Origin of the sequence: Peribacillus sp. YIM B13481 (assembly GCF_042787985.1) — a bacterium.
GTDB classification, from domain to species: domain Bacteria; phylum Bacillota; class Bacilli; order Bacillales; family DSM-1321; genus Peribacillus; species Peribacillus simplex_A.
In genome coordinates this window covers 21,877-42,302 of record NZ_JBHZPE010000044.1, presented here as the reverse complement: position 1 = coordinate 42,302, position 20,426 = coordinate 21,877, and the positions used below count along the sequence as shown (strand labels likewise).

The following is a 20,426-nucleotide window of genomic DNA, read 5'->3' as shown; positions in this document are numbered from 1 at the left end:
AAAGCGAGCATCTGGAGGGGAAATCAACCACAACTCACTACCTGGTAAATAGCAACAAAGTATGTGAAAACAGCCTTCATTTTAAATTAGAAGCGCTTTCATTCCAGTTAACCAAAACGACTCTTCAGAAGTTATCACCCTAGTTTATGTAATCACTGTCTTGTTTGATAATCAAGCTGACCATGTTCATTAAAAATCGTTATTTGCCTAACCGAAATGGACGAAGTCAAATAGTTGCTTATAGTAAATTATGTTATGTGAAATGAAAAACCAGTAATGGAAAATCCATTACTGGTTATATCGGCCCATCCTTTAAATTTTTAGTACTTATTAAAAGAAAAATCGTAATATCATCAAGGAAAGCACTCCAATCATAACCGTACCCAAGAGACTCCTCGTAAAAATGGCAACCAGGAAAGCTGGTAAAGCTGCGGCTAAATTCAATGCATTATCCTTAATTGAAAAGACCTGTTCCGATAATAGTAGCTCTTGAGCCAACAACGCCGCCATTACAGCCACTGGCACATGCTTCAGCCAGTCAATGCCCCACTCAGGAATCTGCATTTTACTAAGCAGCATCAATGGAACGACTCTAGGTATGAAAGTTACAATCGAAGTCCCTATGATGACAACAAGGATATATCCGCTTATTTCCATCTGCCAATCACCATCCCTATCGTTGAAGCTACAATCGTCGCTACTATGACGCCAGTACTGCCAGGAAAGAAGAAGCTTACTGCAACAACGATTAATATGCTGCTAATTGCGACTGCAAGATCTATAAAAAAGGCTTTTTTACTTAAAATTTGCAAAACTAAAAGGCCGATGAACATCGCTGGCAAGGCGAAGTCCATCCCATATTTTTCGGGATCAGGAATCCATTGTCCAAAGAAACCGCCGGCCATATTTGCAATGAACCAATTTAAATAGGCTGCAAGATTCAAACCAAGCATCCATTTAAAATCGAGTTGTTTCTTTTTCTGTGCTGATGTGACGGCCACCCCAAACGTTTCATCCGTTAATAGGGCTCCCGTTATCATGTTTTGTTTCAAACTTTGATGCCTGAAATATGGTGCCAATGCAGCACTAAGTAAAAGATGACGACTGTTAACAAAAAAAATCGTAAAAATAATGGCCGATACTGGATGACTTGCAGCTATCATCCCAGCCGCTATGAATTGTCCTGACCCTGCATAGAGTAAAAGCGACATAAATGCCACTTCAATCATACTTAAGCCTGACGTTTTTTCTACGACTCCTGCAGCAAAACCGATACTTAAATATCCCAATAATGTAGGTATACAATCCTTAACTCCTTGCCAAAAGCCTTCCCCTCCTTTAACTTCGGAAAAGCCATCACTTTTCCATTCAGCACTATCCTGACTCATAAGAATTCCACCCTTATTTTAATAAGTTCCTTCAATTCCCCCCCAGCTTGCCGAGCAGAATTGGCAACTCACTATATATTTCAATGATTTCTTCTATCCGCATTCTCACTAAACCGCTTGAAGAAGGGGCAACGAATTCCATTGTCCGCTTCGATGAAGGATCTCCTTGCAGCCCCCAAAAGATCTTCCGTAATTGACGATATTCCTGATAGACACCCTTGCCAACAAAACAGACAAGTTTAGGTTTATACTTTTCAATTTTCCTTTTTAGCTGCTTCCTTCCTTTTATGTACTCTTCTTTAGTGATTTCGTCAGCACCTTTTGTAGGCCTGGAAACGATATTGGTAAAACCATAACCTAAATCCATCAATGACGAGTCTTCAGTTGGGTGATATTTCCTTGGCGTCAGCCCTGACTCGAAGAGGATTTTCCAAAAACGATTGTTTGGATTCGCATAATGGTGGCCAGTCTCTCCTGACCGAATGCTTGGATTGAAACCAACAAACAATATATCCAGATTTTCCTTCAAATGATCATCGATGCCTTCCATTATAAAACTCCTTTTCAAATCTCTTATATAATTATTGTACAAAACTGAAAAATATTTAACTACCTTTTCCGCCAATTTCACAAACTTATATCCAAAAACTTAACAACGATTTAAGTAGAATGAAAGATGATAACTCCATAATTTTATGACATCCTGTCAAATGGAATATTGAAGATCTATTGCACCTCTTGAATTCAGTATTCTTTTTTCACAGAAAGATACATGCTATAAAACTAGAAAAAACTACACTCACGTCTCTTTATCTAATGAGTGTAGTTTAAGGAATCAAATGACCCCGACCAATTAACACAGCCCCTTTCATTTATTTCCCTAATGAATAGAATGACTGATTAATATGATATACCTTTGCTTAACCAATCGGCATGTACGAATCCGAGGGCATTTCAAACCTACAAAAAAACAGCCATCTGATGGGTGGCTGCTTCTTCATATAACTTATAGTGGGCTATCTACGCGAACATATTCAATCTGATCCAGTGGTATTGTAATGATATCTAAGTTACTTTCATAGCCCGGAGCCGTTTCTGTTAATCGAATTATTTCATCGGTTACTTCATGTAACACTCCCACGATTAAATCACTGCTCGTAGCCACTTCAATCGTGTTCCCAATGTAATGTCTTAATTGTCTATAAAAAATACTAGCTAACAATGCATTCTCCTCCTTAAATAGGCTCTCTAACTGAATTTTGGGCGTAAAGCGGAACAAGTACAACAGATCCAGCTGCTTCAGTTATTACGATATAATCTTCCTCAATAACACTTAATATTCCCGTCACAGGTGCAAAATCAGTTGAAACCGTTACCGTTCTTCCTAGTAATCTTCTTAAAACCCCTTTCAAATCATTGTACGAATCTCCTGATGCCCCTGGGGCTCCAGGTCTCCCCGGAGCTGTTCCATTTTCAATAAGCCATTTATAGTAGAGATAGTCGCAGGAATTCTTTTTATATTGCTTCTCTTGCTTCTCACTGCTCATTTTTTTACCACCTTTTTTATTTTCTATTTTATTCCTTCATCATTTTTCACTTCTTTATTTCCTTCATCCCCAATGCTCGGATTTCTTTTTTCCTCTTCCTTTTTGCAACGGTCCCCCTTCTTTTCCTTAATACAGCACTGAACTCGTTGTCGATCGAGAATGTGTATCCTTGTATGGTTCCAACCGAAAATGAATTTCGATCTGGATTTTTGCTACTATGTTACCTAGATTCGATCTCCTTGAATTCCTTGATCCATCAGAGTCAATTGCTTTCTTTGAGGATTTTGTCATATTGCTGCGCCTTTCTTATATCGCTTCAAAAGTAGTATATTGATGACTGGTCTTTCGGCTTGGACTAAACAACCTTTTTTTTAATTACTTGAATTATTTTTTGAAGGTTTTACAAATCCATGTCCATTTCTTTAAAGGCTGAATATGATACAGTTGAGGTGATAACTATGAAATATAGACAAATAAGGGATTACATAAGCTTAATTCCTTCATGCTACAAAACATCTGAACTAATCGAAGAATGTCCGGATACAGGGTCAAGTCAAGCAACTTACCCATTTTTCAAATGTTCACTTCCTATTAATATTGTTTTTTCAGAAGCATTAAATAATGGTTATTATGTTAGATGGGGGCAATTTGATGCTGACGATATTATTTGTTGTGCCGTAACTAGGACGGATCAAGAGCCCATCTCATTCTTAAGACAAGAAATAAACAGCGTTATTTCCCCATTTTCTTCAAATCAAATTAAACTTCTTTCATTTCCTGAATCGGGTGAAGTTTCCCCAAGAGGGAAGATATCATGAAATCAATAAGAGTAATGATGGTGTTAGATGCGATGGATGTAAGTGGAACGGAAACGCATGTTTTGAGTCTTGTGAAGGAATTACAGTCTAGAGGGATTTATACAGCAGTTGTTACAGGAAACGGGAGTATGATAAGTCGATTACGAGAAACGGGATGTAAAATTCATCAAATGAATTTTCCTAAAACATTAACAATCAATTCCGAGGCAGAATCTCTATTATTAAACAGTTTGGTAGATTTGTTACGAAAAGAACAAATTTCACTAGTGCACGGTCACCAGATTACATCCGGCAACATCTCTGCCAAGGCAGCGAAACTCTCAAACATTCCATTCGTATTCACTCTTCACGGGACATACTTCCCTAAATCCGACATAAAAAGTGTCTTACGGATTACAGATGCCGCAGTTGCAGTTAGTGAACCGGTAAAAAAACAAATTCAGCCATTTTTCCCTAAGAATATTTCAATAATTGCAAATGGTATTGATACAACCGATTTTTCCCCTTCCCCTTCATTGGAATTAAGGAAAAAAATGAATATTCCTCCGAAAGCTAAAGTAATTCTTTACTGCAGCAGGATAACTCGACATAAAGCAAAAATCTGCATGCTTTTAATCAAAGCCTGCAGGGATTTAAAATTAAAGGATATTCCCAACCTTCATGTGATCATCGTAGGCAACGGAAGCCAACTAAAGGATATTAAGAATATGGCAGCAAGTATCCATTCTTCGTGTAAGGAAGAGTTCATTCATTTCACCGGGGAACAACAAAATGTGAAGGACTATTATGCACTTGCAGACTATGTTGTAGGTACTGGCAGGGTCGCTTTGGAAGCAATGGCATGCGAAAGACCCGTTATTTCGTGTGGAAATCTCGGATACTTTGGTGCAGTGAATAGTAATAACTTTCAACAAGCGTGGGAATGCTACTTTGGGGATCATGCTGCAAAGCAGGCCAGCAGCCAGGCCATTATTTATCGGGACTTACGAAACCTCCATCAATCAAGTATTGGGGTTCAAACAGGCAGGGATTTAAGAAAATTGGTATTGGAACATTTCGATAGTAAAAAAAATATATTACCGCTTATTGAATTATATGAAAGCACAATTCAATCATTTGAACAGCAGCAGGCCATAAATTAATGGTTCTGCTGCTGTTTTGAAATATAATACTCTCACAATGATAAAGATGTTCTAGGATAGGGGTGCTCTTGATTCTTTGCTAGGAGAATAAAACTACATAGATATTGGAGGCATAAGTCTCTCGATTTTTAGGATAACTAAAAAGCGTATACTTAATGGACACAGCTATGGGGCTGGGAACTGATTGAGTCTATAAATAGGATCTAGTTTCATCGAATGACTTTAATGACTTTTCTCGTAGGTATTTATGTACCTACGAGTTTTCATAATAGGTAACTGAATTTCCTTTTGTATACATCAACCTCTGCCTAACTCGGGAATTAGGAAACATTCTGCTGTTGTTGTTCGATATGATCATCTTTTCTTGCTGTGGACATCTTATTGATGGTAAAAAGAATTCCTGAAAGCCATATAATCACGATGCCTGTATAGATATATATATGGGCTTCAATCGGAATCCATGCGGCTAATAGGGTTCGTACATTGATTAAGATAATGAAACCACCTACTAAAACACCCATTAATTGAGCAGGTAGCATTCTGACGAGCCAGGCTGCAATTGGTGCCGCAACCACTCCGCCAATAATCAACGCGGCCACCCAAAGCCAATTGACCGCTTCCCATCCAAGAGAAAGGATAAAACCAAGACTTCCAAAGAAAGCGATGGCAAATTCACTCGTATCTACAGTTCCTACGGCTTTTCTCGCAGTCATCCCTTTTTTTGACAATAAAACAGGCGTTGCAATCGGGCCCCATCCACCTCCGCCAGTTGCATCACAAAAGCCGGCAAAAAGGCCCAACGGAATGGATTGTTTTGCGGTTAATGGGTTTACCGTTTCGTTTTCCTTTGACGGTTTAAAAATAAATAAAAAGCGGAATAAAACGTACACACCAAGGCCAAATAAAAATATGGCAATATACGGTTTAGCTAATTCGGCAGGAAGGTTGCTCAGGAAACATGCACCTACAAATGCGCCCACCGAACCTGGAATGATCAAGCGATAGACCATATTTTTATCCACGTTCCCAAACTTTATATGTGAAGCTCCGGACACTGCTGTGGTCACTACTTCTGATAAATGAACGGATGCCGATGCTACTGCAGGGGCAATCCCGAATGTCAACAATAAGGAAGTGGAACTCACCCCATACCCCATTCCAAGTGAACCATCTATTAATTGGGCTAAAAACCCGATAAAGGCTAAAACAATTAACTTTTTCATGACCTTCCCCTTTTTCAATAAAATAGAACCTTGATAACATCGACCCGACAGACGGTTACAGTTGCCTGAATAGATCATTCAAATTTCTTTTAAGACACGAAGAGGCACCTAACCAAAATGAAATGACATGTTGGTTAGGTGCCTTCAGTTTTTCTGATCAGCCCAATGATTTACTTATTCAGCTTCTACTGGCAAAAGCCTAGCTAAAAAACGATATCTTTCTTTTAGGGAATATTTATAAACATCCTCTATTGACTCTTTCAACAACTTAGATTTTGCCTCTTTTGAAAATGAACTCTTCTTAATAATCATCCTTGCTTCAAAAAGGAATTCAAGATACTCTTCAAATGACTCATCATATACTTCCCCTAAGTCATTCCGGATTTTTTTTGCCAGTGTCGGACTTGCTCCATTGGTAGAAACACTTATGGAAAGCATGCCTCTATTCAATGTAGCCGGAATATGAAAATTACCCAGCTCATGATTACTAATTACGTTTACTAACTGACTTTGGGATGTATTCTCATAAACTCGTTCATTAACTAATGTAGAGTTTGTTGCAACTATGATTAAAAAGGCATCTTTATAGTCGGTTTCTTCCACTTCTTTTAGTAAAACTCGAACCTTGCCTTCTTTTTCCAATAGTTGAAATCCCTCGCATATCTCAGGGCTTACGATGGTCACTTCAGCACCAGCTTCCAACAAGGGGCCGGCTTTAAAGTAACCTATTTTTCCACCGCCGATAATGACACACTTCTTGTTCGCGATATTAAGCGTAATTGGATACATAAGCTCCCTCTCCACTCACTTCATGAATTCGTTCTGATATTGCATGTTCAATCTTTGGATGATAACCTAAGTAACGGCAAAGTATGATTTTTTGCCTTCCCTTTTTTTGGATCTTTCTCAGCCTATTTTCGATTGACTTCATTAAGATACCAGTAAACAATAGGTAAGGAATGATAAAAACTTGGTTTGGTCGGGATTCCTCAGCAAAATCCAATGCTTCTTCAAAGCTTGGTGTGGCAGCTGTCAAATAACATTCCTGGACCCGGCTTTTAGGAAACCTGTTCCTAAGCAAATCCGCTATTCGGCCTAAATCCCTTTTCACATCGGGATCACTGCTGCCCCTTCCGACCAATAAAACCAAAGAATCCTCAGTAACCCGCTCTTTTGTTTCTTCCAACCGTTCCACTAAAATGTCAACCATTTTATCACTGACACCAATCGGTCTTCCGTATCTCAAGTCAACTGCAGGGAACCGTTTTTTCATTTTGTTCAATATGACTGGTATATCATATTTTGCATGTACAGCAGTCAGCAATAGAACGGGAATAGCGATGATTTTCGTCGCTCCTTTTTGTACACACCGTTCGTAGGCGTCTTCTATCGTTGGAGTTTCCAATTCTAAGAAGCAATACTCCTGAATGGAATTTGGCTGTGCTGCCATACAAACTTTAATAAAGTCAATGGCTTGGGCTGAAGCTTCTTTAACGCGGCTTCCATGGCAAATGTATAAAATGGCTTCCATTAAAATGCCTCATTTGCCAACAAATTTTCGGCTTGTTTTGCTTCAAACCATTTAATTTTTTCACGCAAATTAACGACATCGCCCACGACTATCATGCAAGGGTTCGAAATCTGTTCGTTTTTGGCCGTATCCACTACATTAGCCAAGGTACTGACAGCTGTCCTTTGTGTTTTTAAAGTCCCCCAATGGATGAGAGCTACCGGAGTCTCTGGACTTTTTCCATGCTCCATAAGTTTTCCTTGAATATATGGCAGGTTTTTAACACCCATGTAAATGGCTAATGTATCGATTCCTTTTGCAAGGGCTTCCCACTTGATATTATCCTCTTCATCCTTTTTCCGATGACCGGTGACGAACGCGAAAGATGATGCGTGGTCCCTATGTGTAACTGGAATTCCTGCATAGGCTGTAGCGGCAATTCCAGCTGTAATTCCTGGTACAATTTCAAAGCTCACTCCACTTGTGGCAAGGGCTTCCGCTTCCTCTCCGCCTCTACCGAAGACGAATGGATCGCCACCTTTCAATCGGGTGACGACTTTTCCCTTTTTTGCATATTTGATCAGGAAACGATTGATAGTATCTTGCTGCAATAAATGGTAATCCGGAAGTTTACCGCAATTAATCAACTCTACATCGGCTTTTGCATAATTTAATAGATCTTTATTGATAAGTCGATCATATAAAATGACATCAGCTTCTTGAATGCATTTTAATCCTTTTAATGTAATTAAATCTGGATCTCCGGGACCGGCTCCTACTAGATATACTTTCCCCATTTATGCAACCTGCCTTCCCTTAGAGAATCGTTTCGAATTCCGATAAAATGAAACCAGCTCCATTTTTAATTTTCTTTTTTTCGTATAATGAGATGTCGTCCACCTCAGGCATTTTCAAATAATGCTTTTCCAGCTCGATATCAACAAGTTCAAACGCCTTTTCATCTGAATCGGCAACAATGATGACATGGATTGGCTCTTCCTTGATAGTGACTTCAAATCTGTATAGATTCATGAATTGCTTACCTTCCCCTATTAAACGGCCACTTCGGCCATTATATCATCAAGCTTACTTTGTAACTCTGCTATTCCTACCCTTTCCACAAAATCAAGGAAGGTTTCGGATAGAAGCTTTGTTTCTTTGAAAAATAGGATTAGTTCTTTCAGAACATGATAGAGCTGTTCAGCTTCCACTTTTCCTTTAAGTTTTTCATTGAACTTCCCGCCTTCATTCAGCGTTCCTCCGACGTATATCTCAAAAGCTTCGACCATCTTTTTGTCCTGATTTTTCATTTTTATGCCTTGAAGCCCTATTTCGGCGATTGCTCTTTGACCGCAATTATTCGGACAACCGACCATATGCATCCTTACAGGCACATCGAGATCTATTTCCTTGTCCAGTGTTTCAGAAATGGTCCTCATTCGTTTTTTTGTTTCAACGAGTGCCAGGTTACAATACTCGATGCCTGTACAAGAAACGGAATAACCAATGAATTTTTTTGGTTGATATGGAAATCTTTCAAAGATGGATTCCTGTTTTAATTCCTCAAGTTTTGCATCCGGCACATTTGGAATGATTAAATTTTGAGAATTACAGTTGCGGATTTCACCATTTCCATATTTCTTCGCAAGTTCGGCAAACTCGATCACTTCGTCTGGATTTAGACGACCAACTGGTATATTGACTCCAACATAGTTCAGACCATCTTGTTTTTGTTTATGGATGCCATAGAAATAACCTGCATTCCATCCCTTCACTGCACTTTCTCCCTTTTCAGGAAGCGGCCCCGTGTATTCCAGCAATTTTTCCTTGAATTGTTCAGGACCCCAGTCAGCCACAAGGAATTTCAATCGGGAGCGATGACGCTTTTCACGGTAGCCAAAGTCACGGAATATGGTCGTGATGGCTGCTGCTACTTCGACTGTTTTTTCAGGTAAAATGAATAAGTCAAGTTCTTCTGCCAGCATCGGAACGGAGGAAAGCCCCCCGCCCACTTTTACGTGAAAGCCAACTTCCATTACTCCATCAATTTCTTTTGTAGCTGGATTGAATGAAACACAGTTGATTTCAGCATTCGAAGCATTATGGATATTAGCACTAATGGACATTTTATATTTCCTTGGAAGGTTCGAATAGTCTTCGTTAAGGCGGAAATACTCAAATACATCATTTAGGACTTCACGTGTATCAAAAATTTCGTCAGGGTCGATGCCAGCTAATGCATTCCCGATGATATTACGTGTGATATCACCGCATGCACCGGCCGTAGTCAGTCCAACCTGTTCTAAACGGCTTAAGATATCCGGGACTTGTTCGATGGTCAACCAGTGAAATTGAATGGCTTGACGGGTTGTAATATCATATACATCCCTCCCATAATCTTTAGCGATGTTAGCTAGTGCCATTTGTTGATCATAAGTCAGGATACCTCCGGGAATAACGACACGCATCATCCAGTAACCAGCTTCTTTTGGCCGTTGCAGGTATAGGCCTGCCCATTTGAACATATCCCAATTCTCTTTAGGAATGGAATCAAAACCATTTGCAGCGTAATGTGGAATATCATCGAATATCTTCAATCCGTCTTTTTCCAATTTCCAGATTTCCGTTTTATTTTTAGCGATTAGTGGATTTTCCGACCAAAATTTCTCGTAAACCATTACATTTCCTCCTTGATTAGATCGCTTTCTTTGCTGTCAAATAGCCGATTACCTGTTCAACGCATTCTTCAATGCTGTATTGGTCGGATTCTAAAATGATTTCCGGTTGTTCAGGTTCTTCGTATGGAGAGTCGATTCCGGTAAAGTCTTTAATGATTCCCTTACGCGCCTTGTCATACAGACCTTTTGGATCACGCACTTCGCACTCTTCGATCGGACATTTTATGTATACTTCAATAAACTCGCCTTCTTCGAGTAAATCACGTACAATCTGCCGATCAGCTCTAAAAGGTGATATGAAGGCGGTCAATACGAACTGCCCACTATCCACGAAGAGCTTGGAAACCTCACCTATCCGCCTGATATTCTCGGTTCGATCCTCTTCAGAAAAACCTAAATCTTTATTTAAACCATGGCGGATATTATCACCATCCAAAACATAACTTCGAATATTCCGATTATATAACTCTTTAGCGACCGCGTTAGCAATCGTTGATTTTCCGGAACCCGAGAGTCCTGTAAACCAAAGAACTGTGCTATCATGCCCGTTCTGCTTCCGGCGGAGCTCTTTGGTCAATGACGTTTCATGCCAAGTGACATTCGTACTTTTACTCATATAATAATCCCCCTCATCATGTGATCCTTCAATTTATGTCCAATCAGTTATAAACTTCATTCTTTTTTAGACCTTCGATCAGCACCTCGATGACTTCTTTACGGCTAAAGGTAGCTGGAGGAATTTCTCCATTTCGCAACATTTCCCTTACCTTCGTTCCGGAAAGGATGACATGGTCTTCCTTTCCATGCGGACAAGTTTTAGCTGAAGCCATATTGCCACATGCTTTACAGTAAAAACTATGTTCAAAGAATAATAGTGTGATCCCTAATTCATCCGCGTTAAAATTCCCAAAGATTTTTTGAGCATCATATGTGCCGTAATAATCGCCCACACCCGCATGATCACGTCCGACGATAAAATGGGTGCAACCATAATTTTTACGGACCATCGCATGGAAAATGGCTTCTCTTGGTCCTGCATAACGCATGGCAGCAGGGAAAACGGCAAGAGAGACACGATCCTTGGGATAATATTTATCAAGCAGCACTTTATAGCTCTCCATTCGTACATCTGCCGGAATGTCATCGGATTTAGTGGCCCCTACAAGAGGGTTTAAGAATAAGCCATCGACAATCTCCAAAGCTGTCTTTTGAATGTATTCATGCGCACGGTGAACAGGGTTCCTCGTTTGGAATCCGACAACGGTTTCCCAGCCTTTTTCAGCAAAGGCTTTCCTTGTCTCAACTGGGTCCAAATAATGGGCTTGAAATAGCGGACGCTTTATTCTCTTGACTAATTTTATTTCTCCGCCGACATATACATCCCCGCGGTTATATAAATTTCTTACTCCAGGATGCTCCCCATCATCCGTTTGATATACTAAAGTCGCTTCCAATTGTTTATCGGGAGTGAAAATATCAGAAACGGAGAGGACCCCATATGTTTCACCCTCATGAGTCAGCTTCACTTCTTCACCTATAATAAGAGATTCTGCAGCTTTTTCAGTCAAAGGCAGCGTAATCGGGATGCTCCAAACATGGCCGCTGCTAAGTCTCATATCCTTGACAACTGTCTCATAATCACTTTTCGTAAAGAATCCTTTAATCGGACTGTAGGCACCAGTGCCTATCAATTCAAGGTCACTTAATGCTATTTCATCAATTTCGATTGACTTTGTTATTTTACTAAAATCATATTTTGGTTCCCAAAGATCGATTAATGTTCCTCCGTGCGGTAGACTGATTGTCATGCTAATTTCCCCCTATGGTTTCTATTTATTTTAAGATAAATGCAATCCGCATTCTGTTTTTTGCGCACCTTGCCAACGGCCTGAGCGTAAGTCATCGGCATTGATGGCAGGTGCTGTACACGTTTTACAGCCAATGCTCGGATATCCATTATCATGCAGGATATTATACGGAAGTCCATTTTTGTGGGCGTAACGCCAAACATCTTTCCATGTCCAATGAATGAGTGGACATATTTTAATCGATTTGAACTTATTATCCTTGTTGATATACTCGGTCAGCGCCCTTGTTTCGGATTGCTCCCTCCGCAGTCCAGAAAGCCAGGCTGTTGCCGTTGAAAGCACATCAGTAAGCGGAGTGATTTTCCGGATGTTACAACACTTATTGGAATCACTAACCCATAATTCATCTCCATATTCCGCTGCTTGTTCCTCAAGCGTCAAGGCAGGTTTCTTCATTTCGATCGAAAGCTTTGGATATCTCTTTTTCACTTGATCGATCAGTTGGTAAGTTTCCTCGAAATGTACATCTGTATCCAGGAAAACAATTTTTGCCGATGGGTTGACCTTCGCCAATAAATCCGTAAGCACGATGCCTTCAATACCAAAACTACAGGCATAAATGAGTTTGTTTCCATATTGTTCATTCGCCCATTGCAGAACTTCCAAAGCACCTTTTGTCTCACTATCTTCAGGAAATGCAGGTAAATCCCCGGTGTTGAAATTTTTATAATTTATTAATGCAGCCAACTTTATTACCCCCTCTAAGAACTTGCTCTATGTTTCACAGGTTAGAGTAACTGTAGATCCATTCCCGTTGTAATCTTCTCGAGTTATATGATCCTAGGAAAAAGAGACGAATCTAACCAATACTCTTTTTATATCAGTTAAACCCGCCTCTAGTTTTTCTAGTCAGCAGATACCTTATTTAATTCTTAGTTTTTCATTTCTTTCCATTTGAATGATTTTACCATCTTGGACAATAAGTGTAATGGATCCATATTTCATTGAATTAAGCATTTCTTGAAGTCGTTCAAATATTTCTGCAAGCTGATTCTCTTTATCCAAACCTGTTCCCCCTTTAAGGAATTCCGGAATATCTTTTTTTAGAGGCTGATTAAACGAATTTCTTAAATTTATATAATTCCTAACAACCTTACATTGCTATGGTTTGCCAATAATTTTTTCGAAAAACAAAAATCTTTCCATGATGGAAAGATTCCAAGGTAAATATTCATTACCTTATCTTCCAAAATGATCAACATTTTGTTGGATGTAGCACCTTGCATATCATGCAGGTTGCTGGACTTCAAAGGGCCAATTCCCTCCGTCGCTCTGGATAAGTTTTATTATTTTAAATATTAACATAAATTTAATCCTTGTCAATGGAGTTTTCTTATAAATTAACTTGGTTTAATATACTGGATGAACTGTTATTTTTATACACACTATTCCATTAATGATTTTATGTTCATTTAAATACGAAAATAGACTCATTTTTTTAGTTAAAGTCTCCAAAAAAATGCGCCTATTTCATTAATTAGCCTATTATTGACGTCTGGAATTATTTTTAAAAAAAATATTCGAATACCAGTCCTTTTGTTGAAGTCGATAGCTTGCAGCCATTAATTCCTTAATTGAATCGCTTCTACAAATTCCTGAACCTGACTCTGAACCCGATCCACTAAATTCAAATCATTAATCGGGTTTTCTGAATTCTGTTTATCTATTTCCTTATCCACAAAATATATGCCCTGCAACGGCTCGCCTTTCAATATTGAAATTAATGGTTTAAGCGCGTAGTCTATCGCCAATAAATGCCTGTTACTTCCGCCAATCATAATTGGCAGCACTGGCTTTCCCTTAAAAGCTCCTTCTGGCAGCATATCAATCAAGGCTTTCAATATGCCTGTGTAAGAGGCCTTATATACAGGTGAACCAATAATAATTCCTCTAGCTTCTTGAATTTTTTCTGAAAGCTTTAAAATTTCTTCACTATTATATTTCCCCTGGAATAAATCATCTGCTGAGAATTCCGTAATTGAGTAATAAGTTGTGGTAAATCCTTCTTTTTCAACTAAAGATTGAATATGTTTTAGTGATATGTCCGTTCTTGATGGAACCGCTGGACTTCCTGATAAAATTACGATTTCGCTCATTATAAATCCCCTCCATGTTACATGATTTCCAGATAAAATCCTCATAATGTCATATCGTGCAGTATGTATTTATCGTAATAGTCTGAAAAATATAAGTCAAATTTTACACACCTGTTTATTTAATTCACGAATTGACTTCGTCAATAAGAATGATCGCTACCCATTCAAAAATAAAACGGTCATATTTACGACTTGATGCTCATGCCTTTAAATATGACCGTTTTATTATGTATGATTGTTTTTCCCATGAATACCATAAACCAAAAGTTGAGCAATGCTCTTAATTCGCTCAGCAGTAAAATATGGTTCCTTTTTCTGTTGATGAATCTCATAATGAGTGGATAACGCCAATGTGAAGGAAATGATCCCTACATTAAATAGAATAATATCAGAAATATAATGTATCTCTCCGCTATCTATTCTTTTTTGTATTTCTACATGTTTGGCATTCGGCTTGAAAATCTGATCCACATATTGCTTTGAAATATCTTGATCGAATTGCGTTTCCCGAAATAATATCGAAAATTGTTCTTTATTTTCCAGAATTTTGTTTATCATGGTGCAAACGTGATTCTCCACAAGATCATCCGTAGATAGATGGCTAGTCCCGTCTTCAGACTCCTCTTTTTCATTAGGAGTAATTGTAGCCAGAAGCAAATCTTTTTTGCTTTCAAAGTATTTATAAATAGTAGCTTCGGAAACATTGCATGCAGAGGCAATTTCATTCGTTCTTGTCATGTCAAAACCTTTGGTGGCAAAAAGCGTCCGGGCTACATTTATGATTCGTTCTTTGGTTTGCTGCCCTTTTTTCAAAAATATCAACCTTCTTTTATAAAGATAAGACCGGTTTCACCAATCTATTTCCCATGATATCTCGATGGTGCTAATCGGTCAATATTACCATTGATCTATAGAAATCAATATTCCCAAATATCATATATAGAAAATCATTTAAAAGATGCATAGCCATCATCAACCATGACTACACTTCCATTGATTGCATCCGCTTCTTCCAAAGATAATAGATAGACAGCATTTGCGATTGCTTCTGGCTTAATTAATTTACCGCGCATTTGACTTGCATGCAATTTATCGATGATTCCCATATCCTTATAGCCTTGTATGATTGGAGTGTCAACACCCCCTGGTGCAATGCCCACTACGCGTATTCCGTAAGCACCCAATTCCAAAGCAGCTGTCTGTGTCATCATCCTTACGGCGCCTTTAGACGCTTGATAGGCGAAAGTCCCGTGGGAAGCTAAGTAGCCAAACACAGAGGCTGTATTTATAATGACACCATTGTTACCTAGTTCCTTCATTTTTCGTCCCGCTGCCATGATTCCAAAGGCCACTCCATGCTGGTTCACACCAATCGTTTTGAAGTACCCTTCCATATCTTGATCGAGGATCATCCCACCGCCCCCGATGCCGGCATTATTAAACATGATATCGATCCTTCCGTATGCTTCCACCGCTTTATTGATTAACGCTTCAACCTCTTCAAGCTTAGAAACATCCGTTTTTACATAAATGGCCTCTCCGCCATCCGCTTTAATCCGTTCAACGGTTTCCTGTCCCATTTCATCATTAAAATCCGCAACAACGACCTTGTCCCCTTTTTCTGCGAATTTCAAGCATGCTGCTCGGCCAATTCCGCTTGCTCCTCCTGTAATAACTGCAACTCTTGCTGTCATATACATTCCCCTTTCAAAGCCAAAATAAAAATGTAAGTAAATACTTACTTTTTTTATTATAGAACTATAGAATAGTAAATTCAAGCAATATATTATTTTAATCACTTTCAGTCAATAATGCATAAAAGTAAAAGCTGTCCTAATGATAGGATAGCTTTTACTTTGGTTAACAGGTTTTCAATTCTTCTTTAAATATGGATGTCTTCACCATTTCTATGAAAAGCTGCATGAAACGATCATCCCCTGTTAATTCTGGATGAAAAGCACTGACAAGGACATGTTCTTGTCTCGCAGCCACAACATTCTCTTCATAAACAGCCAATATCTCCACATCTTCTCCAATACCATCCGCGAATGGCGCCCGGATGAAAACTGCCTTAAAAGGTTCTTCCAGTCCTTTGATTGATAGTTCGGCCTCGAAACTATCCCTTTGGCGGCCAAACCCGTTTCTTTTCACGGAAATGTCCATTAGTTCAAGATAGGCCTTCTCATCACCATTCAATTCTTTGGCCGCCAATACCATCCCCGCACATGTACCGAAAATAGGTTTTTTATGTTCGAAGAAAGTTTTGATCGGTTCCATAAATCCGTATCGATCCATTAGCTTTCTCATCGTAGTGCTTTCTCCGCCTGGAATGATTAAGCCATCGATTTCATGCAACTGTTCGGGTTTTTTTACTATTATTGCTTGTTGGCCGGCAGCTTTGATTTGGTTCAAGTGTTCTTCGACTGCACCCTGTAATCCCAAAACACCGATAGTTATCATATTACCATCCACGTTCCTGCATCCGTTCTGCTGGAGCTAGTTTAGAAATATCAATTCCTTTCATTGCACTGCCCAACTCTTTGGACAACCGGCCAATCAACTCATAATCGGTGAAATATGTAGTAGCTTGAACGATTGCCGATGCGAATTTTTCTGGATTCTCTGATTTAAAAATACCAGATCCCACGAATACGCCATCTGCTCCCAATTCCATCATAAGCGCTGCATCTGCTGGAGTGGCAATTCCGCCAGCTGCAAAGTTAACTACAGGCAATTTTCCTGTCCGTTTGATTTCTCTTAAAATTTCGAAAGGGGCACCGATATTTTTTGCTTCAGTCATTAATTCATCATCACTCATGATGCTCACTTTACGAATTTGGGACTGTACCTTTCTCATATGACGCACAGCTTCCACAATATTACCCGTACCTGGTTCTCCTTTTGTACGAAGCATCGATGCTCCTTCGCCAATACGGCGTGAAGCTTCGCCTAAATCACGGCAACCACAAACGAAAGGAACTGTGAAATCACTTTTTAAAATATGATATTCTTCATCGGCAGGAGTCAGCACTTCACTTTCATCGATATAGTCCACTCCCATGGATTCCAGAATCCTTGATTCAACAATATGGCCAATCCTTGCTTTAGCCATGACCGGGATAGATACAGCATTCATTACTTCCTCAACGATTCGCGGATCCGCCATTCTTGCTACTCCACCAGCAGCACGAATATCTGAAGGAACCCTTTCCAATGCCATGACTGCAACAGCACCTGATGCTTCAGCGATTTTTGCTTGTTCTGCATTAATGACGTCCATAATTACGCCACCTTTTTGCATTTGTGCCATTCCTCTTTTTACTGTGTCAGTTCCTAATAATTTTTCCATTTCTCTTCCCCCTAATATTTGCATTTTTTAGATTTGTTAGGCTTAGTATAAAAAAATGTTGACCGCATTGAAAGTGTCAGTTTTAATAAATTTAATGGGTTCAGTTAATTTTATCTAAAAAGGTGGAAACAAAATGAATATGCTAACTTGTGATTTAAATCGATTTAGTGAAGTTCCTTTGTACGAACAATTATATTCACATATTAAAAAAGAAATCATTGATGGCCGTCTACTTTACGGCACAAAACTGCCCTCCAAACGTAAATTGGCAGAGTTCCTTCAGATTAGTCAAAACACTGTCGAGACTGCATATGAACAATTAACTGCTGAAGGATACGTTGAAGTCATACCAAGAAAAGGTTACTATATTCAAACATTTGAGGATCTAGAGTATACACAAACCAACCAAGTTTCCTTGGAAAAAATTAATGATAAAGAAGGGGAAGTGTTGTATCATTTTCATCCCAGCCAAATTGACACGGAAAACTTCCCTTTTGAAAAATGGAGAAAATACACGAAAAATAAAATTGATGAAGCACATCAAGAACTTCTTTTACTGGGGGATTCTCAAGGAGAATATGAATTACGATGTGAAATTGCCCATTATTTGTATCATGCACGCGGAGTTCAATGCGTTCCCGAACAGATCATCATTGGTGCAGGAATGGAAATTTTATTGCAGCAGCTTGTCCTTCTTTTCGATAAAAATACCATTTATGGTGTTGAAGATCCAGGGTATCACTTGATTCACCGGATATTACGCAGCTACCCAAATGAAGTCCATCCACTGCAAATTGATGAAGAAGGCGTAAAGGTCAACCCAATTGAGAATTCAAAGATCGACGTAGTGTATGTCACTCCATCACATCACTTCCCCTATGGGACAATCCTATCTGTTAACAGACGGACTCGATTGTTGAACTGGGCTCAAGGTGCAGCAAACCGCTATATTATCGAAGACGATTATGATAGTGAATTTCGTTATAGTGGAAAAACAATTCCTTCCTTACAAAGTATGGATGCTGGTGAAAAGGTGATTTACTTAGGATCATTCTCCAAATCTTTGATGCCATCAATTCGGATCAGTTATATGGTTCTTCCCGCCCCATTGTTACAAATGCATCAACAGGAATTATCCTTTTACCATTCAAGCGTTTCACGGATTGATCAACATGTGTTGACACAGTTCATGAAGGAAGGGGATTTCGAAAAGCATTTAAATCGGATGAGGAAAGTTTACAGGCGCAAGTTGGATAAAGTGATCGATCTGTTTAAACCCCATGAGCAAATAAACATCATTGGTGAACGCTCAGGATTACATATCGTTCTCATCGTTAAGAACGGCATGGACGAACAGACACTTATTCAAAAGGCAAACAAAGACCATATTAAAATATATGGACTTTCCACATATTCAATCGAAAAAATTGACGAAAATCCTCCAAAAATCATTTTGGGCTTCGCGGGGATTCCTGAAGATGAATTGGAAAAGGCCATTCACCTTTTATTGAAATCATGGGGTTTATGAAGACGTGAACTTCTTTAAGTTTGTCGATTAAAATGGGGTTCGGAATGCTCTCATCCCGATTCCCTTTCATGATTTTAATATAAGACTTTTATTTGTGATGAAACCAAATTGAGGAATTTTGCGACACTCCTGCCAAAAGTCTGGAGCCTCCTCACCGCTAGATGCTTGCGGTGAGGAGCTTGGCAAGGAACCGGCGGGAAGAAGCCTATTTCAATATGTGGACCGCAAAAAGAATGCTACGGAATCCGAATAATGCGGAACGGTCGAATAAAGTGCGATGTAGGACGAAAAAGTACGGTGTACGGCCGAATATTTGCTCCGGCTGAAAACAACTGAGACGTTTTTTTAAAAAAATACTGCAGGCAAACTCGCTTTTCTTCGAGTTTGTCTACAGTCTGAGAAGTTCACTGTCGTGAACTTCTTTTTTTAACTATTAGATAAATATTGTTCCAACATATCCTTTGGTACCATGCTACCACCTGTCGCCCAGATGATATGTGTGGACTGGTTCATTTTATCCAGCAGTAACATGGAAGTCATCATACTGGAATCTAATCCTGAAGGCCTTCCGACAGCCAGTCCATCCGCTTTAATCAAATTATCGATTCCAAATTCCTGTGCCGAGACTTTATCATGAAGACCTGTCATCAATCCGGGCGTCATGCATGGTGAATACGTCGGCTCTGCAAAAAACAATGAACATCATCCTCGAAGGCCAGCTTAAGCTCATATTTGATACCACCGGGACCACCGCCGACACCGCATGGTAAGTACACAAATAAAGGGTGATCTTCGTCAATTGGAATTGGCATATCTTTCAGCTGATTCTTCTGGCGTGTTGCAGCCGCCGCGTAACTGAGCAGCAGAACCATTGAATTTTCAGCATCAATAAAATGGCAATCGGGATTAAGTGAGCTTCATAACGGCCTTCTTACAGCTTTACTATCATCATCATATACTTTTACAATGACACCAAGACTTGTCAATTTTTCCTTTTTCCACTGTTTGCCATCTACCGACATATGGACGTTACGAAAGGCATTAACAATATAATTTGCGAACCTATCCAATCTGTCCTCTGCCGATTTAACTCTGTTCCGCTTGGACGATTGGATCTTCTTGAACGGCTCCGTAATCTGGATTCAGCAAGAAGACTTCCATCCATCTTTATAAGATTTTAAAGTAATGGATCTTTCGCCTTCCACTCCGTCATCGATAAAACCTGCGATTTTTTGCTTCTCCATAGCAGTCCCTCTTAGAATATGTATAAAAACAGTAT

The 20,426-nt window shown here is 39.3% G+C and carries 23 protein-coding genes, 1 pseudogene and 1 riboswitch; of the genes and pseudogenes, 3 read left to right on the top strand and 21 right to left on the bottom strand.

Going from position 1 to position 20,426, the window contains the following annotated elements; translation table 11 throughout:
• Positions 1-330: 330 nt before the first annotated feature.
• The 5 genes from ACFX4X_RS20050 to ACFX4X_RS20030 form a co-directional block, all read right to left on the bottom strand.
• Positions 331-657 carry an AzlD domain-containing protein gene (locus tag ACFX4X_RS20050; RefSeq protein ID WP_125162687.1) on the bottom strand — a complete coding sequence of 109 codons (327 nt, stop codon included), beginning with the start codon at positions 655-657 and terminating at the stop codon, positions 331-333.
• A complete protein-coding gene (locus ACFX4X_RS20045; protein ID WP_377385742.1) occupies positions 648-1,388 on the bottom strand; it encodes an AzlC family ABC transporter permease in 741 nt (246 codons plus the stop codon). The genes ACFX4X_RS20050 and ACFX4X_RS20045 overlap by 10 nt, the downstream gene beginning before the upstream one ends.
• Before the next feature lie 31 nt (positions 1,389-1,419).
• On the bottom strand, positions 1,420-1,938 hold the full coding sequence (locus ACFX4X_RS20040; protein ID WP_377385739.1) for a mismatch-specific DNA-glycosylase: 519 nt from the start codon (positions 1,936-1,938) through the stop codon (positions 1,420-1,422).
• Positions 1,939-2,394: 456 nt separating this feature from the next.
• Complete coding sequence (locus tag ACFX4X_RS20035) at positions 2,395-2,610, bottom strand: LSm family protein (protein WP_377385736.1); 216 nt, start codon at positions 2,608-2,610, stop codon at positions 2,395-2,397.
• A gap of 13 nt (positions 2,611-2,623) precedes the next feature.
• Positions 2,624-2,935, bottom strand: a complete 312-nt coding sequence (locus tag ACFX4X_RS20030) for a hypothetical protein (protein WP_377385733.1) — start codon at positions 2,933-2,935, stop codon at positions 2,624-2,626.
• A 458-nt stretch (positions 2,936-3,393) separates the two neighbouring features.
• Here ACFX4X_RS20030 and ACFX4X_RS20025 point away from each other — a divergent pair, with 458 nt between their 5' ends.
• Both ACFX4X_RS20025 and ACFX4X_RS20020 read left to right on the top strand, forming a co-directional pair.
• A complete protein-coding gene (locus ACFX4X_RS20025; protein WP_377385730.1) occupies positions 3,394-3,753 on the top strand; it encodes a hypothetical protein in 360 nt (119 codons plus the stop codon).
• Complete coding sequence (locus ACFX4X_RS20020) at positions 3,750-4,895, top strand: glycosyltransferase (RefSeq protein ID WP_377385727.1); 1,146 nt, start codon at positions 3,750-3,752, stop codon at positions 4,893-4,895. The genes ACFX4X_RS20025 and ACFX4X_RS20020 overlap by 4 nt, the downstream gene beginning before the upstream one ends.
• A gap of 320 nt (positions 4,896-5,215) precedes the next feature.
• On the opposite strand, the gene ACFX4X_RS20015 is transcribed toward ACFX4X_RS20020, so the two are convergent.
• The 15 genes from ACFX4X_RS20015 to pdxS form a co-directional block, all read right to left on the bottom strand.
• Positions 5,216-6,118 carry a sulfite exporter TauE/SafE family protein gene (locus ACFX4X_RS20015; protein ID WP_089364668.1) on the bottom strand — a complete coding sequence of 301 codons (903 nt, stop codon included), beginning with the start codon at positions 6,116-6,118 and terminating at the stop codon, positions 5,216-5,218.
• Between the two features lie 174 nt (positions 6,119-6,292).
• The gene (locus tag ACFX4X_RS20010; RefSeq protein ID WP_284470632.1) at positions 6,293-6,907 is read right to left on the bottom strand and encodes an NAD(P)-binding protein; all 615 of its coding nucleotides are present in this window, start codon (positions 6,905-6,907) and stop codon (positions 6,293-6,295) included.
• Positions 6,888-7,649 carry a sirohydrochlorin chelatase gene (locus ACFX4X_RS20005; RefSeq protein WP_061463376.1) on the bottom strand — a complete coding sequence of 254 codons (762 nt, stop codon included), beginning with the start codon at positions 7,647-7,649 and terminating at the stop codon, positions 6,888-6,890. Before ACFX4X_RS20005 ends, ACFX4X_RS20010 begins: the two co-directional genes overlap by 20 nt.
• A complete protein-coding gene (cobA, locus tag ACFX4X_RS20000; protein WP_284470631.1) occupies positions 7,649-8,425 on the bottom strand; it encodes a uroporphyrinogen-III C-methyltransferase in 777 nt (258 codons plus the stop codon). The genes ACFX4X_RS20005 and cobA overlap by 1 nt, the downstream gene beginning before the upstream one ends.
• Positions 8,426-8,444: 19 nt before the next feature.
• Complete coding sequence (locus ACFX4X_RS19995) at positions 8,445-8,660, bottom strand: DUF3906 family protein (RefSeq protein WP_061463378.1); 216 nt, start codon at positions 8,658-8,660, stop codon at positions 8,445-8,447.
• 20 nt (positions 8,661-8,680) lie between these two features.
• Positions 8,681-10,306, bottom strand: a complete 1,626-nt coding sequence (locus ACFX4X_RS19990) for a nitrite/sulfite reductase (RefSeq protein ID WP_284470630.1) — start codon at positions 10,304-10,306, stop codon at positions 8,681-8,683.
• Between the two features lie 16 nt (positions 10,307-10,322).
• Positions 10,323-10,922, bottom strand: a complete 600-nt coding sequence (gene cysC, locus ACFX4X_RS19985; RefSeq protein WP_284470629.1) for an adenylyl-sulfate kinase — start codon at positions 10,920-10,922, stop codon at positions 10,323-10,325.
• Between the two features lie 43 nt (positions 10,923-10,965).
• Positions 10,966-12,114: a sulfate adenylyltransferase gene (gene sat / locus ACFX4X_RS19980; protein ID WP_377385720.1), complete on the bottom strand. Its 1,149-nt coding sequence runs from the start codon at positions 12,112-12,114 to the stop codon at positions 10,966-10,968.
• A 30-nt stretch (positions 12,115-12,144) separates the two neighbouring features.
• On the bottom strand, positions 12,145-12,849 hold the full coding sequence (locus ACFX4X_RS19975; RefSeq protein ID WP_377385747.1) for a phosphoadenylyl-sulfate reductase: 705 nt from the start codon (positions 12,847-12,849) through the stop codon (positions 12,145-12,147).
• A 186-nt stretch (positions 12,850-13,035) separates the two neighbouring features.
• A complete protein-coding gene (locus ACFX4X_RS19970) occupies positions 13,036-13,152 on the bottom strand; it encodes a YezD family protein (protein WP_375166291.1) in 117 nt (38 codons plus the stop codon).
• Positions 13,153-13,350: 198 nt separating this feature from the next.
• A riboswitch (SAM riboswitch) is annotated at positions 13,351-13,457 on the bottom strand.
• A 279-nt stretch (positions 13,458-13,736) separates the two neighbouring features.
• Positions 13,737-14,270 (bottom strand): NADPH-dependent FMN reductase, encoded by a 534-nt coding sequence (gene ssuE, locus ACFX4X_RS19965; RefSeq protein ID WP_284470628.1) that lies wholly within the window; start codon positions 14,268-14,270, stop codon positions 13,737-13,739.
• Positions 14,271-14,495: 225 nt separating this feature from the next.
• Complete coding sequence (locus ACFX4X_RS19960; protein ID WP_089364662.1) at positions 14,496-15,083, bottom strand: TetR/AcrR family transcriptional regulator; 588 nt, start codon at positions 15,081-15,083, stop codon at positions 14,496-14,498.
• Positions 15,084-15,217: 134 nt separating this feature from the next.
• On the bottom strand, positions 15,218-15,964 hold the full coding sequence (locus tag ACFX4X_RS19955; RefSeq protein ID WP_089364661.1) for an SDR family NAD(P)-dependent oxidoreductase: 747 nt from the start codon (positions 15,962-15,964) through the stop codon (positions 15,218-15,220).
• A 166-nt stretch (positions 15,965-16,130) separates the two neighbouring features.
• Positions 16,131-16,730 (bottom strand): pyridoxal 5'-phosphate synthase glutaminase subunit PdxT, encoded by a 600-nt coding sequence (gene pdxT / locus ACFX4X_RS19950; protein WP_061463386.1) that lies wholly within the window; start codon positions 16,728-16,730, stop codon positions 16,131-16,133.
• Position 16,731: 1 nt separating this feature from the next.
• Positions 16,732-17,619 (bottom strand): pyridoxal 5'-phosphate synthase lyase subunit PdxS, encoded by an 888-nt coding sequence (gene pdxS / locus ACFX4X_RS19945; protein WP_089364659.1) that lies wholly within the window; start codon positions 17,617-17,619, stop codon positions 16,732-16,734.
• 133 nt (positions 17,620-17,752) lie between these two features.
• Between pdxS and pdxR the strand changes: the two genes are divergently transcribed.
• Positions 17,753-19,147 carry a MocR-like pyridoxine biosynthesis transcription factor PdxR gene (gene pdxR, locus ACFX4X_RS19940; RefSeq protein ID WP_089364658.1) on the top strand — a complete coding sequence of 465 codons (1,395 nt, stop codon included), beginning with the start codon at positions 17,753-17,755 and terminating at the stop codon, positions 19,145-19,147.
• Between the two features lie 426 nt (positions 19,148-19,573).
• Here the strand turns inward: pdxR and ACFX4X_RS19935 are convergent.
• Positions 19,574-20,175: pseudogene (locus tag ACFX4X_RS19935) on the bottom strand (D-serine ammonia-lyase); the annotation flags it as partial.
• Positions 20,176-20,426: the final 251 nt, after the last annotated feature.